The sequence below is a fragment of the Sphingomonas sandaracina genome (assembly GCF_036663695.1).
Taxonomy (GTDB): domain Bacteria; phylum Pseudomonadota; class Alphaproteobacteria; order Sphingomonadales; family Sphingomonadaceae; genus Sphingomonas.
In genome coordinates, this window is the sequence record NZ_JAXOJK010000004.1 from 229,342 (window position 1) to 244,192 (window position 14,851).

Sequence of the window (14,851 nt, forward strand, 5' to 3'; positions counted from 1 at the left end):
AAGACAAATAGAGAGGATTCCCATGGCCGTTGACCCGTCGCCCCCCAAGCCGATCCGCCTCGCCATCGTCGGGGTCGGCAAGATCGCCCGTGACCAGCATCTGCCGGCGATCGCGCAGGACCCGCGGTTCGAACTGGTCGCCGCGGTCAGTCGCAACGCGGTCGTCGACGGGGTCGCGAACTATCACGATATCGCCGAACTGCTGGCGGCGGATTACGCCATCGATGCGGTATCGCTGTGCACGCCACCGGTCGGCCGTGCCGAAATCGCGATGGCGGCGATCGATGCCGGGCTCGACGTGATGCTGGAAAAGCCGCCCGCCGCCACGCTGTCGGAGATCGCCCTGATCGAGGCGCATGCGGTGGCCGCGGGCCGGACTTTGTTTGCGACCTGGCATTCGCGCGAGGCGGCGGGCGTCGCTCCGGCGCGCGCATGGCTCGAAGGGCGACGTGTCGAGCGGGTCACGATCGACTGGCGCGAGGATATTCGTCGCTGGCACCCCGGCCAGGATTGGATCCTGGAGGCCGGCGGGTTCGGCGTGTTCGATCCGGGGATCAATGCGCTGTCGATCGCGACCCAGATCCTGCCCGGCGGCTGGACGGTCGACGATGCTGAGATGCGCGTGCCGGAGGGACGGATGTCGCCGCTTGCCGCCGATCTTCGCCTGTCGTGCTACGGTGCGCTGGGAGCAGGGGCGGGGGGAGCAGGCGCGCGCGTGCCGGTCACCGCTGCGTTCGATTTCCTGCACGAAGGACCGCAGCAATGGGACATCGTCGTTGATACCGATGGCGGTCGACTGACGTTGCGGATGGGCGGGTCGGTGCTGGAGGTCGACGGCAAGATCAGCGAAGCGCCTGATGCCGAATATGCAGGGCTGTATGGCAAGTTCGCCGAATTGGTGCGCAGCCGGTCGAGCGAGGTCGACGTCACGCCGTTGCGTCTCGTCGCCGATGCGTTCCTGCTGGGCCGCCGCACGATCGTTCCCGCATTCGCCTGGTAATTCGGCGCGCGGGATCGATTTTACGCGTCCAGGTAACGCAGGATACAAACGGCTTGATCGACGATAAGCGGGCAGGAACGCGCCGATAGGCCTCACGTTCTGTGCTTGTGCGGGTCCGGTAAGGGCCAGGGATAAGGATGCGTATCGATGCTTCAGGTCAGTCCGCAGGTCGAGCAGGAATACGGCATCGCGACGGAGGCGGTCGCTGCGGCGCCGCTGGCAACCGCGATTGTCGAACGCCTGGCGGACGGTAACCTCGTCTACGTCGCGGCCGATGATCGGCGCGCGACCGAGATCGCCGCCATCGTCGCGGCGCTCTCGCCCAATGCGCTGGTGGTGCACCTTCCTTCCAGCGACGCGCTGCCGGGTGACGACGCCCCCGCATCGCCGGCCAATGTCGGTCTGCGCCTGGCTGCATTGCGGCGGTTGCGCGCAGGCGTCGAAGCCAAGCACGCGCCGATCCTGCTGGTGACGACCGCCGAGGCCACCGCGGTCCGCTATCCCGCGCCTGCGATGTTCGACGCCGTCCCGCCAAGGCTCGTGCCGGGCGATCCGATTGATCTCGACGCGTTCGCCGCGACCGCTGCCGAGATCGGGTATGGCATCGACGACCGGGTCGACGAACCCGGCGAGATCGCGGTGCGTGGCGGTGTCATCGACATATTCCCGGTCGATCGCGATCTGCCGGTCCGGGTGGAGTTCGCCGATGGCAGGATCACCGCGCTCCGCGTCTACGACCCGGTCTCGCAGTTGAGCCAGGGCGCTTTGGAGGCGATCGAGATCGGCCGCGCGACCGAGCCGGTCGTCGAGCAGGGCGAGACGATCCTCGCGCATCTGCCCGGTGCGGCGATCGCGCTCGATCCCGACGCCGAAAGCCGCCGCAAACGCTTTCTTGGCGTTGCCGCCGATGGTCTTCCGCGTCGCAAGGCTGCTGCCGAACTGGTCGTCGACACCGCTTGGACCAAAGCGATCGCGGCGTGCGAGACGGTTGCGTTCGAGATCGCCGACGACATGCCGCCGCGATTCGTCGAGCGGCGCGATCCGACCCGCGCCTTTGCGCGCTTCGCCAAGGATGTGCTTGCCGACGGACAGCTGGTGATTGCCGGATCGCCGCGCGACCTGCGGTTTCTGCACCCCCGGCTGGAGCGTGCGGCCAAGACCGCATTCGATCAGATCGACGCATGGGCGGATGTTCGTGCGGCAAAGCCGGGCCGGGCGATGATGCTGGCCGCGCCGATCGATCGCGGCTTCGTCGTGGCTGGCGTGACCGTCGTTGCCGCCGCCGATCTGCTCGGTGGGCGGGCGAGTGGCGAGATCGGCGACAGCCGCGCCGCGCAATCCCTCTTGTCGAGCGAACTGCGGTGCGGCGATGCCATTGTCCACGAGACGTTCGGGATTGGCATCGTGCGCGGGCTGCAACCGCTGCCCGGCACCGATGGCGACGCGATCGTGCTCGAATATGCCAAGGGCGGGCGGCGTCTCGTGCCGGTTGCGGAAGCCGACCGGATCTGGCGCTATGGTGCCGACGAGGATGCGGTGACGCTCGACACGCTCGACGGCGCATCGTGGCAGAAGCGTCGCGGCGCGATCGACGCGACGATCGCCGAGAGCGCGCGCGATCTGGCCAAGCTGGCGGCCGAGCGCGATGCGCGGATGACGGATGCGATCGTGCCGGACCGGGTCGCATATGAGCGGTTCGCCGCCGGATTCGCCTTTACCGAGACGCCGGACCAGGCGCGCGCGATCGCGACGACGCTGTCCGACCTGGCGAGCGGCAGGCCGATGGACCGGCTGGTGATCGGCGATGTCGGGTACGGCAAGACCGAAGTCGCCCTGCGCGCGGCCGCGGCTGTCGCGCTCGCCGGGCGGCAGGTTGCGATCGCCGCGCCAACGACGGTGCTGGTCCGCCAGCATATCGAGACCTTCACGCGACGGTTCGAGGGCACCGGTGTCGTCGTCGCCGGCCTCTCCCGCTTGTCGAGCACCGCCGACAAGGCACGGGTCCGCGCCGGGCTGGCCGATGGGTCGATCGGTATCGTGGTCGGTACCGGCGCGATCGCCGGCAAGGGCGTGACCTACCGCGATCTCGCTTTGGTCGTGATCGATGAGGAACAGCGTTTCGGGACTGCCGACAAGCGAAAGCTCCAGACGCTCGGTGCGGGGCACGTCCTGACGCTGAGCGCCACGCCGATCCCGCGCACGTTGCAGTCGGCGATGGTCGGCCTGCAGGGCATGTCGGTGATCGCGACACCGCCCGCACGTCGCCAGCCGATCCGCACCGCGATCTCCAACTTTGATGACACCCTCGTCCGTGCGGCGTTGCGCCGCGAACGCGCGCGCGGCGGGCAGAGCTTCGTCGTCGTCCCCCGGATCGACGATATGGCGCCACTCGCCGCCAAGCTGGCGAAGCTCGTGCCCGAACTGGGTCTGGTCCAGGCGCACGGCAAGATGGCGGCCACCGAGATCGACGAGGCGATGGTCGCGTTTGCGGCGGGCGATGGCGACGTGCTGCTCGCGACCAACATCATCGAGGCGGGGCTCGACGTGCCGCGGGCGAACACGATGATCGTCCATCACGCCGACCGTTTCGGCCTGTCGCAGCTCCACCAGTTGCGCGGGCGGGTCGGTCGCGGCGGGCGGCGTAGTCAGGTGATGCTGTTGACCGATGGCGATGCGACGATCGCGCCGGCGACGTTGAAGCGGCTGAACACGCTCCAGGCGTTCGACCGGTTGGGGGCGGGCTTCGCGATCAGCGCGCGCGATCTCGATCTGCGCGGTGCGGGCGATCTGGTCGGCGAGGCGCAGGCCGGCCACATGAAGCTGATCGGCATCGATCTGTACCAGCATCTGTTCGCGCGGGCGTTGCAGCAGGCGCGCATCGATCACGACGGCGGGGAGCCGATCGACGACTGGGTGCCCGAGCTGCATCTCGAACTGGGCGGCAGCCTGCCCGAGGATTGGATCCCCGAGGAGGAGGTCCGGCTTGCTCTGTACGGGAGGCTTGCGCGGATCGCCGACGTGGCGACGCTCGATCGCTTCGAGGCGGAACTCGACGACCGTTTCGGCGCGATGCCCGATCTGGCGCAGCGGCTGTTGCATGTCGCCAGGATCCGTATGCTCGCGCGGCAGGGCGGTATCCAGCGGATCGATGCTGGGCCGGTGGCCATCGCGTTGACCCCGCATGATCGGCGCGCGGCCAAACCCCTGGAGGAGCTGGTCGAAAAGAACGGGCGGTGGATCGTCCGCGAGAGCATCGCCGATCCGGTCGACCGTGCGGCAAGGATCGCGGACGTGCTGGGCGCGATGGCCGACTGACCCGGTTATTCCGCTGCGGCCGCCAGCGGTGCGACGCCTGCTTCTTCGGCCAGCGCGGACAGAAGCGCCCGGACTAGGTCGACGACGCGGGCGAACCCGGCGCCCGGCGCATGGTATTTGCGGTCAAGATACAGCGTGCGGTCGAGTTCCAACTGGAGGCCGTGGATGCCGTTGCCGGGCTCGGCATGGCGTTCGAGGATATGCCCGCCGGCATACGGCGCGTTGCGCGCGGTCGAGAAGCCGTGCGAGACGCAGGCTGCTTCGGCGACATCGACGAACCGGCCATCCGCGGCATGACCGAACCGGTCGCCGATCACGATGCGCGCGCTGCCCGGGCCGAGCGGTGGCATGGAATGGACGTCGAGCAAGATGGCGACGCCGAACTTCGCACGCGCCGCCTTCAGCGCCGTACCGACCGCATCGTGATACGGGCGATGATCCTCGACGATCCGCGTGATGATCTCGGCATCGGTAAACCGTCGCGCCCATAGGTCGCCGGCCCCCGATGTCCGTCGCGGCACGAGGCCCAGGCCGCTGCGCAGCTTGGCGGATTGCTGCGCGAGCGGGGTCGGTGCAGCCCCTTCGTCGATCGCCGGATCACGTTCGTCTTCACGGCGGTTCAGGTCGATCCACGCCCGCGCCCTGGTCTGGACGATCGCGGTCTGGTTCGTCCGTGCCGCCTTGGCGACCGCATCGACGAGACGGTCCTCCAGCGGCAGCAGTCCGGACAGCGGCACACGCAATGCCGTTTTCAGCGCCAGCGGATACTCCCGGCCGGCATGTGGCACGGAGATCACCACCGGGCTCACGGGCGGCATGGCGCCGAGGCGTTCGAAAGGGGGGGATGGCATCGATCCACGCTAGGGCGACCGAGCGATGCGGGCAATCGATCTGGAAATCTTAACCGCTTTGCGGCTAGGGCGGGGCGACAGATGCTGTGCGAAAACGGGACTTTAGATTGATGCTGCGAATCCTGCTGGCCGAAGACGATCAGGTCATGCGCGAATATCTGACGCGCGCGCTCGAGCGGTCGGGCTATGACGTGACGGCGGTCGATCGCGGCACCGCGGCGATTCCGCTGCTCGAAACCGAGACGTTCGACCTGTTGCTGACCGATATCGTCATGCCCGAGATGGACGGCATCGAGCTTGCGCAGAAAGCGGGGGAGATGTGTGCCGACCTGCGCGTGATGTTCATCACCGGCTTTGCGGCCGTCACGCTGAAGGCCGGTCGGGCGATGCCGAACGCCCGCGTCCTGTCCAAGCCCTTCCATCTGCGCGACCTCGTCGCCGAGGTCGATCGGCTGTTCGAGATGGATAATGTGACGGGTATGCATTGAACGCTTGCACGCCACGATAACCGCGGCTAGTGGAGCCGTCCGGCGGGCGTGTAGCTCAGTGGTAGAGCACTGTGTTGACATCGCAGGGGTCGCAAGTTCAATCCTTGCCACGCCCACCATAGAAAGCCCTGGTATCTCGATGAGGTGCCAGGGCTTTTTTGTTGTCCAGCCGCGGCCGGTACCGGCCGCCGTCGCGCATCCCCTGACCTGATCGCGCTTTCGGCACCCAGCTATACGCCAGCTATATGCGAAAGGCGGTAATCGCTCTCGAATTGCTACGCTGCATACGCCTAATCGCCAGGCTCCACGGCTTCCGCACATCTCTTGCGGAGGCGACTTCGGTTGGGGGCAGGAATGAAGCGTATATATTCGGCGATCGCAGGGATTTTGCTGGCGATCCCGGCAGCGGCGCAGGCGCAATCGGGGCCCGTCGGCACGGCATCGGCTGACCCGGCACCGGCGAGCCAAGTTGCGGCGGACCCGGCCGCGCCGCCGTCCGCGATCACGGTCAGCGGATCGGTCGCGATCGCGTCCGACTACCGCTTTCGCGGCGTGTCGCAGTCCGATCGGCAGATGGAGATCCAGGGCGGTCTCACCATCGCGCACGAGAGCGGGTTCTATGTCGGCACCTGGGCGTCGAACCTGTCCGGATGGGGCACGTTCGGCGGCGCCAACATGGAGCTGGACCTGATCGGCGGCTACAAGGCGAAGCTGAGCAGTACCGCCACGGTCGATACCGGGCTGACCTGGTACATGTACCCGGGCGGCGCGGACAAGACCGACTTCGCCGAACCCTATGTCAAGCTGAGTGGCACCGCCGGCCCGGCCACGCTGACCGCGGCCGCCGCCTATGCGCCCAAGCAGCAGGCGATCGGCAGATGGTACGCGACCGGCGCCGATGCGGCGGCCGGCGTCTACACCCGGCCGGGCGCGAAGGACGACAACCTCTATCTGTCGGGCGACGGCGCGTTCGCCATCGCGGGGACGCCGATCACCGCCAAGGCGCATATCGGGCATAGCTGGGGGCAGGACGGCCTTGGCCCCAACGCGACCGCAGTTTCCCCGACAGGCAAATATTGGGACTGGTCGCTGGGCGCCGACACGACGTGGCGCAGCCTGACGTTCAACGTGTCGTACGTCGACACCGACATCTCGCGCCGCGGCTCCGCCTATCTGCAGCCCAGCTTCAGCAAGGGGCAGGACGGCACCGGCACGATCGCCGGTGGCACCGTCGTCGCCTCGCTCACCGCCGCTTTTTAACAAGGATCAACCGATGGAAGACCTGTTCTGGATCCTTGTCATGGTCGGGCTGGTGGCGGCGACGCTGGCCTATGCCCGCCTGTGCGACAACGCGTGAGGGCGATGCGATGACTCTCGATCTCTGGCTCGCGGCGCTGACCGCACTCGGCCTGCTCATCTACCTGGTGGCGGTCCTGATCCGCCCCGAACGCTTCTGAAGGAGGCGATCCATGACATTCCAGGGCTGGTTCCTGATCCTCGGCTTCGTCGCGATCCTGCTCGCGCTGACCAAACCGGTCGGCCTGAGGCTGTTCGCACTGTACGAAGGCCGCCGCACCCCGCTGCACGTCGTCCTCGGACCCGTCGAGCGCGGTTTCTACAAACTCGCCGGGGTCGATCCGCAGGCCGAGCAGGGCTGGCGGCGCTATGCGCTGCATATGCTGCTGTTCAACGTCGCGCTGATGGCGTTCACCTATGCGGTGCTGCGTCTGCAAGGCGTGCTGCCGGGTAACCCGCAGGGGCTCGCCGGGCTGTCGCCGAACCTCGCGTTCAACACCGCGGTCAGCTTCACCACCAACACCAACTGGCAGAGCTATTCGGGTGAGTCGACGATGTCGAACCTCAGCCAGATGCTCGGCTTGACGATCCACAATTTCCTGAGCGCGGCGACCGGCATCGCGCTCGCATTCGCTCTGTTCCGCGGGTTCGCGCGACGCGAGTCGAAGGCGATAGGCAATTTCTGGGCCGACGTGACGCGCATCACGCTGTACCTGCTGCTGCCGTTGTGCATCGTCTATACGGTGTTCCTGATCGCCAGCGGCGTGCCGCAGACGCTGGCCGCGACGGTCAACGTGACCACGCTCGAAGGCGTCAAGCAGGTCCTCGCGATCGGGCCCGTCGCCAGCCAGGAAGCGATCAAGATGCTCGGCACCAATGGTGGCGGCTTCTTCAACGCGAACTCGGCGCATCCGTTCGAGAACCCGACCGCGCTGGTCAACCTGATCCAGATGCTGTCGATCTTCCTGATCGGGTTCGGCCTGACCTGGACGTTCGGCAAGGCGGTCGGCAACACCAAGCAGGGCTGGGCGATCCTGTCGGCGATGGTGATCCTGTTCCTCGCCGGCGTCACCGTGACCTATTGGCAGGAAGCCGCCGGCAACCCCGTGCTGCATCATCTCGGCGTCGCGGGCGGCAACATGGAGGGCAAGGAGGTCCGCTTCGGGATCGCCGCGTCCGCGCTGTTCTCGGTCGTCACCACCGCGGCCTCGTGCGGCGCGGTCAATTCGATGCACGACAGCTTCACCGCGCTGGGCGGGATGATCCCGCTGTTCAACATCCAATTGGGCGAGGTCGTGATCGGCGGCGTCGGCGCCGGCATCTACGGCTTCCTGCTGTTCGCGATCCTGGCGGTGTTCGTCGCCGGGCTGATGGTCGGTCGCACGCCCGAATATGTCGGCAAGAAGATCGAGTCCCGCGAGGTCAAACTCGCGGTGCTGGCGATCGCGGTGTTGCCGTTGATGATCCTCGGTCTCACCGCGCTGTCGTCGGTGCTGGCGCAGGGGCTGGCGGGGCCGCTCAACAAGGGGCCGCACGGCTTCTCGGAGATCCTCTATGCCTTCACCAGCGCGGTCGGCAACAACGGGTCGGCGTTCGCCGGGCTGAGCGCCAACACGCCCTATTACAACGGCCTGCTGGGCGTTGCGATGTGGGTCGGCCGGTTCTTCATCATCGTGCCCATGCTGGCGATCGCCGGCAGCCTGGCCGCGAAGAAATACACGCCGGAAAGCGCGGGCTCGTTCCCGACGACCGGCGGCCTGTGGGTCGGTCTGCTCGTCGGCATCGTGCTGATCCTGGGCGGCCTGACCTTCCTGCCGAGCCTCGCGCTCGGTCCCATCGCCGATCATCTCGCGATGATCCGCGGCACTTTGTCCTGACGGGGGCGCCATCATGGCCCAGAATTCGCAAAGCCGTTCGCAGAGCAAGAGCCTGTTCACCGCCGACCTGGTGGTGCCGGCGATCACGGCGTCGTTCGTCAAACTCAACCCGAAGGAGCTGATCCGCAACCCGGTGATGTTCGTCACCGCGGTCGTCGCCGCGCTGATGACCGTGCTGCTGGTCGTCGGCCACGACAGCCTGAGCATCGGCTTCAAGCTGCAGCTCGTCATATGGTTGTGGCTGACGGTGCTGTTCGGCACCTTCGCCGAAGCGCTGGCCGAAGGGCGCGGCAAGGCGCAGGCCGCCTCGCTGCGCGCCACCAAGGCGGACCTCGTCGCCAAGCGCCTGAAAGGCGACGGTCGCGAGCATGAGAGCGTGCCGGCCAGCGCGCTGAAGGTTGGCGACGTGGTCCTGGTAGAGACCAACGACCTGATCCCATCCGACGGCGAGGTCGTGTCGGGTGTCGCCTCGGTCAACGAGGCGGCGATCACCGGCGAGAGCGCGCCGGTGATCCGCGAGGCGGGCGGCGATCGCTCGGCGGTGACCGCGGGGACGCGCGTCATCTCCGACGAGATCCGCGTCAAGGTGACGGTCGAACCGGGCAAGGGCTTTCTCGACCGCATGATCGCGCTGGTCGAGGGCGCCGAGCGGCAGAAGACGCCGAACGAGATCGCGCTGACTCTGCTGCTGGTCGGGCTGACGATCATTTTCCTGATCGCGGTCGGCACGATCCCCGGCTTCACCAGCTATGCGGGTGGCTCGATCCCGGTCGCGATGCTCGCGGCGTTGCTGATCACGCTGATCCCGACGACGATCGCCGCGCTGCTGTCGGCGATCGGCATCGCGGGCATGGACCGTCTGGTGCGGTTCAACGTGCTCGCCAAGTCGGGTCGTGCGGTCGAGGCGGCGGGCGACATCGACGTCCTGCTGCTCGACAAGACCGGCACGATCACGATCGGCGATCGCCAGGCGAGCGAGTTCCGCGCGGTCGGCGGCGCGAGCGATGCCGAGATGGCGGAAGCCGCGCTGATCGCCAGCCTGGCGGACGAAACGCCCGAGGGCCGGTCGATCGTCGTGCTGGCGCGCGAGCGGTTCGGCGTTACGACGAGCGTGTTGCCCGAGGGCGCGGAAGTGATCCCGTTCACCGCGCAGACGCGGATCTCGGGCGTGCGGACCGCGGATATGCTGGTCCAGAAGGGCGCGGTCGACTCGATCCTGAAGGCCAATCCCGGCGTCGGCCAGACTGCGGCGGCGACCGAACTGCGCCGCATCACCGACGAGATCGCGCGCGCCGGCGGCACGCCGCTGGCGGTCGCGAAGAACGGCCGACTGCTCGGCGCGATCTTCCTGAAGGACGTCGTCAAGGCAGGCATCCGCGAACGCTTCGGCGAGCTGCGGACGATGGGCATCCGTACGGTGATGATCACCGGCGACAACCCGCTGACCGCGGCGGCGATCGCGGCCGAGGCGGGGGTCGACGACTTCCTCGCGCAGGCCTCGCCCGAGGACAAGCTGGCGCTGATCCGCCAGGAACAGCAGGGCGGCAAGCTCGTCGCGATGTGCGGCGACGGCACCAACGACGCGCCCGCGCTGGCGCAGGCCGATGTCGGCGTGGCGATGAACACCGGTACGCAGGCGGCACGCGAAGCGGGCAACATGGTCGATCTCGACAGCGATCCGACCAAGCTGATCGAGGTCGTCGGCCTCGGCAAGCAGCTGCTGATGACGCGCGGCGCGCTGACGACCTTCTCGGTCGCCAACGACGTGGCGAAATACTTCGCCATCATCCCGGCGATGTTCGTCGTGCTGTATCCGGGGCTCGGCGTGCTCAACGTGATGCGGCTGGGATCGCCCGAAAGCGCGATCCTGTCGGCGATCATCTTCAACGCGGTGATCATCCCCTGTCTCGTGCCGCTCGCGCTTCGCGGCGTGAAGTACACGCCGATGGGGGCGGGCCCGCTGCTCGCGCGCAACCTCGCAATCTACGGACTGGGCGGGCTGATCGCGCCGTTCGTCGGCATCAAGATCATCGACCTTGTGGTCGGTGGCCTCGGCCTCGCATAAGGACACATATCATGGGTAAGGACTTCACCTCCGCACTGCGACCCGCGATCGTCATGACGATCCTGTTCGCGGCACTTCTCGGGCTGGCGTACCCGCTGGCTATGACGGGGATCGGCCAGGCCGTGTTCCCGTCGCAGGCGAACGGCAGTCTGGTGACGCAGAACGGTCAGGTGGTCGGCTCGACGGTGGTCGGTCAGGCGTTCGTCGGGGACCGGTATTTCCAGACCCGCCCGTCCGCCGCGGGCAAGGGCTATGACGGGCTGGCGTCGTCGGGGTCCAATTTCGGCCCGGCTTCGCACGCGCTGGTCGACCGGGTGACGCCCGACGTCGCCAAGCGCCGCGCCGAAGGGGTGACCGGGCCGCTGCCCGCCGACCTCGTCACCGCGAGCGGGTCGGGGCTCGATCCCGATCTGTCGCCGGCCGCCGCCGCCGTCCAGGCACCGCGCATCGCGCGGGTCCGCGGCATTCCGGTCGACCGGGTGAGGACGATCGTCGCCACCGCGACCGAGACGTCGATCCTGGGCGAACCGCACGTCAACGTGCTGGCGATGAACCGCGCGCTGGACGCCCTGCCGCGCTGATGCCGGTCAGCGATCCGGGCAACAGCGACAATCGTCCGGATCCGGATGCCCTCCTGCGTCAGGCCGAGCAGGAGGGGAGGGGGAAGCTCAAGATCTTCCTCGGCGCGGCACCGGGGGTCGGCAAGACCTTCGAGATGCTGTCCGAAGGCGCGGCACGGCGGCGCGACGGTGTCGACGTCGTCATCGGCATCGTCGAGACGCATGGCCGGGTCGAAACCGAACGGCTGACGCGCGGACAGGAAATCGTCCCGCGTCGCGACGTCGCCTATGAAGGGCGCGTCCTGGCCGAAATGGACATCGACGCGATCCTCGCCCGCGCGCCCCGGCTCGCGCTCGTCGACGAACTCGCGCATACCAACGCCCCCGGCAGCCGCCATCCCAAACGCTATCAGGATGTCGAGGAACTGCTGGCGGCGGGAATCGACGTCTATTCGACGATCAACATCCAGCACGTCGAGAGCCTCAACGACATCGTCGCCAGTTTCACGCGTGTCCGGGTGCGCGAGACCGTTCCCGACCGCATCCTCGAACTCGCCGAGATCGAGGTCGTCGATATCCCGCCCGACGAGCTGATCGAGCGGCTGAAGGCGGGCAAGGTCTATCTGCCGCACGAGGCGACCCGCGCGCTCAGTCATTTCTTCTCCAAATCCAACCTGTCGGCGTTGCGCGAACTCGCGCTGCGCCGGGCTGCGCAGGCGGTCGACGCGCAGATGCTCGATCATGTCCGCGCGATCGGCATCGGCGGGACATGGGCGGGCACCGACCGGATCGTCGTCGCGATCAACGAACTGCCCGGCGTCGACGGCCTGGTGCGCGCGGCCAAGCGAGTCGCCGACGGGTTGCACGGCCCGTGGACGGCGCTGTTCATCGAAACGCCGCGCACCGCGCACTTCACCGATGTTCAGCATCAGCGCGTCGCCGCAGCGATGACGCTGGCGACGCAACTCGGGGCGGCGGTCGCGACGGTGCCGGCCGCGTCGGTGGTCGAGGGTATCCAGGGCTTCCTGATCCACGCGCGCGCGACGCAGCTCGTCGTCGGCAAGTCGCGCCGCTCGCGCGCGTTTGAATTCATCCACGGATCGATCGTCGATCGGCTGATCCGCGGTACGAGCGGAGTCACCGTCCACGTCCTGCCGATGGAAACCGAAACCAGGACCTCCGCGCTGGCGTGGCGGCGGTCGAAGGCGGGTTGGGGCTCGCCGACCGGCTATGCCATCACGCTGGCGCTGGTCGCCGCGATCACGACGGTCGCCAGCGCGTTGTTCCATATCCTCGATCTCGGCAACGTCGCGCTGCTGTACCTGCTGCCGGTGATGGTGGCGGCCAGCCTGTTCGGGTTGCGCACCGGGCTGTTCGCCGGGATCGCGTCCAGCCTCGCCTATAACTTCTTCTTCCTGCCGCCGGTCGGCACGCTGAGCATCAGCAATCCCGAGAACCTGATCTCGATCTTCGTCCTGCTCGGCGTCGCGATCGCGACCAGCCAACTCACCTCGCGGGTGCGGGCGCAGGCCGACCTCGCGGCGGCGAGCGCGCAGACCAACGCGACGCTGGCGGGGTTCCTGCGGCAACTGAGTGCGATCAACGATCCCGCGGTGGCGGCGCGGATGATCTGCGACGACGTCGCGCAGGTGTTCGCCGTGCAGTCGGTCCTGCTCGCCCCGACGACCGGCGCCGGGTTGACCGTGCAGGCCGCGAGCACCGCGGATTACCGGCTCGACACGATGGATCTGGCCGCCGCGAACTGGGCGTTCGATGCCGGCGCGGCGGCGGGCAAGGGGTCGGCGACGCTGGCCGCGTCCGAATGGCTGTTCCAGCCGGTCAAGGCGGGCGGGCGGACGCTCGCGGTGCTAGGCATCGCGCGCGAGAACAGCGGCGATCCGGTCCGCGCCGATCAACTGCCGCTGCTCACCAGTCTGGTCGATCAATCCGCGCTGGTGCTCGAACGGCTGCGGCTCGAGACCGAGATGCGCGATGTCGACGCGGTGCGGACGCGCGATCGGCTGCGTGCGGCACTGCTGTCGTCGGTCAGCCACGATCTGCGCACGCCGCTGACCGCGGTGATCGCCGCGGCGAACGAACTCGATCACGGTGCCACCCCCGACCTGATCGCGACGATCAAGACCGAGGCGGCGCGGCTCAACCGGTTCGTCGCCAACCTGCTCGACATGGCGCGGGTCGAGGCGGGGGCGCTCAAGCTCAACATCGAGGCGACCGATCTCAGCGATGCGGTCGCCGGCGCCGCGCACGACGCGCGCCGTGCGCTGGAGGGGCATGCGGTCCGGCTCGACGTGCCGCCCGACCTGCCGCTGGTCCGGGTCGATCCGCAGCTGCTGCATCATTGCTTGCTCAACCTGCTCGACAATGCCGGGCGCTACGGCAACCCGGGTACCGAGATCGTCGTCGAGGGGCGGCATCGCTACGGCGAACTCAGGCTGGCGGTGCTCGACCACGGCGCGGGCCTGCCGCCGGGCCGCGAGGCCGAGGTGTTCGAGACGTTCCGGCGGCTCGAAGGATCGGACCGCGAGATCGTCGGGACCGGGTTGGGGCTTGCCATCGTCAAGGCCTTCGCCGAGGCGATGGGAATGATGGTCGAAGCCGGCAATCGCGTCGACGAACCCGGCGCCGCGTTCACGCTGGTGTTCCCGTCCCCTCTCATCGTGCGCAACGTCGCACCCGAAAGCGCGATCTGATGCCCGCGAAGATCCTGGTCGTCGACGACGAAATCTCGATCCGTCGCCTGCTCCGCAACACGCTGGAACGCGCCGGCTATGCGGTGGTCGAAGCGGTCGACGCGCGCAGTGCGATCGCCCGCGCGGCGGCCGAACACCCCAGCGCGATCCTGCTCGACCTGGGGTTGCCCGACCGCGATGGTCTCAGCTTGATCCCGGTGCTGCGGCGCGACGGCGATGCGGTGATCCTGGTGGTGTCCGCGCGCGACGCGACCGACGAGAAAGTCGCTGCGCTCGATCTCGGCGCCGACGATTTCGTCACCAAGCCGTTCGACAGCGACGAACTGCTCGCCCGGTTGCGCGTCGCGCTGCGGCATCAGGCCACCGCCGACACCGCGCCGAAGCTTGTTCACACCGGCAATGTCACGATCGACCTCGATCGCCGCCTCGTCACGCGCGATGGCGAGGAACTGCATCTGACGCGCAAGGAGCATGAGGTGCTCGCGGTGCTGGCGCGGCATAGCGGGCGGGTCGTCACGCACGACCGGATCATCGCCGCGGCCTGGGGTGGCGACGAGGATCCGCGGATCGAATATCTCCGCATCGTGATCCGCAACCTGCGCCAGAAACTCGAGGCGCCGGATCCGGTCGGCAGCGTGATCGCCAATGAACTCGGGGTCGGCTACCGTCTGCGCACCGATAGCTGAAC

General features: G+C 67.9%; 11 protein-coding genes and 1 tRNA gene. 11 read left to right on the forward strand and 1 reads right to left on the reverse strand.

Going from position 1 to position 14,851, the window contains the following annotated elements; genetic code table 11:
- Window positions 1-22 precede the first annotated feature (22 nt).
- On the forward strand, window positions 23-1,000 hold the full coding sequence (locus U1707_RS13940) for a Gfo/Idh/MocA family protein (protein ID WP_332800678.1): 978 nt from the start codon (window positions 23-25) through the stop codon (window positions 998-1,000).
- A 147-nt stretch (window positions 1,001-1,147) separates the two neighbouring features.
- A complete protein-coding gene (locus U1707_RS13945) occupies window positions 1,148-4,315 on the forward strand; it encodes a TRCF domain-containing protein (protein ID WP_332800679.1) in 3,168 nt (1,055 codons plus the stop codon).
- A 5-nt stretch (window positions 4,316-4,320) separates the two neighbouring features.
- Here the strand turns inward: U1707_RS13945 and U1707_RS13950 are convergent, their stop codons facing one another.
- The gene (locus tag U1707_RS13950) at window positions 4,321-5,166 is read right to left on the reverse strand and encodes an N-formylglutamate amidohydrolase (protein WP_332800680.1); all 846 of its coding nucleotides are present in this window, start codon (window positions 5,164-5,166) and stop codon (window positions 4,321-4,323) included.
- Window positions 5,167-5,276: 110 nt separating this feature from the next.
- Here U1707_RS13950 and cpdR point away from each other — a divergent pair, with 110 nt between their 5' ends.
- The 9 genes from cpdR (at window position 5,277) to U1707_RS13995 (ending at window position 14,849) form a co-directional block, all read left to right on the forward strand.
- A complete protein-coding gene (gene cpdR, locus U1707_RS13955; protein ID WP_131587604.1) occupies window positions 5,277-5,654 on the forward strand; it encodes a cell cycle two-component system response regulator CpdR in 378 nt (125 codons plus the stop codon).
- 44 nt (window positions 5,655-5,698) lie between these two features.
- Window positions 5,699-5,773 (forward strand) — tRNA-Val (locus U1707_RS13960).
- A 235-nt stretch (window positions 5,774-6,008) separates the two neighbouring features.
- Window positions 6,009-6,914 (forward strand): TorF family putative porin, encoded by a 906-nt coding sequence (locus U1707_RS13965; RefSeq protein WP_332800681.1) that lies wholly within the window; start codon window positions 6,009-6,011, stop codon window positions 6,912-6,914.
- Window positions 6,915-7,021: 107 nt separating this feature from the next.
- Window positions 7,022-7,111, forward strand: coding sequence for a K(+)-transporting ATPase subunit F (gene kdpF / locus U1707_RS13970; protein WP_022685962.1), 90 nt, complete (start codon window positions 7,022-7,024; stop codon window positions 7,109-7,111).
- 12 nt (window positions 7,112-7,123) lie between these two features.
- Entirely contained in the window at window positions 7,124-8,827 is a 1,704-nt protein-coding gene (gene kdpA, locus U1707_RS13975) for a potassium-transporting ATPase subunit KdpA (RefSeq protein ID WP_332800682.1), read from the forward strand.
- 13 nt (window positions 8,828-8,840) lie between these two features.
- A complete protein-coding gene (gene kdpB / locus U1707_RS13980; RefSeq protein WP_332800683.1) occupies window positions 8,841-10,892 on the forward strand; it encodes a potassium-transporting ATPase subunit KdpB in 2,052 nt (683 codons plus the stop codon).
- Between the two features lie 11 nt (window positions 10,893-10,903).
- Window positions 10,904-11,473, forward strand: a complete 570-nt coding sequence (gene kdpC, locus U1707_RS13985; protein ID WP_332800684.1) for a potassium-transporting ATPase subunit KdpC — start codon at window positions 10,904-10,906, stop codon at window positions 11,471-11,473.
- Window positions 11,473-14,163, forward strand: a complete 2,691-nt coding sequence (locus U1707_RS13990) for a DUF4118 domain-containing protein (protein WP_332800685.1) — start codon at window positions 11,473-11,475, stop codon at window positions 14,161-14,163. Before kdpC ends, U1707_RS13990 begins: the two co-directional genes overlap by 1 nt.
- Entirely contained in the window at window positions 14,163-14,849 is a 687-nt protein-coding gene (locus U1707_RS13995; protein ID WP_332800686.1) for a response regulator, read from the forward strand. The genes U1707_RS13990 and U1707_RS13995 overlap by 1 nt, the downstream gene beginning before the upstream one ends.
- Window positions 14,850-14,851: the final 2 nt, after the last annotated feature.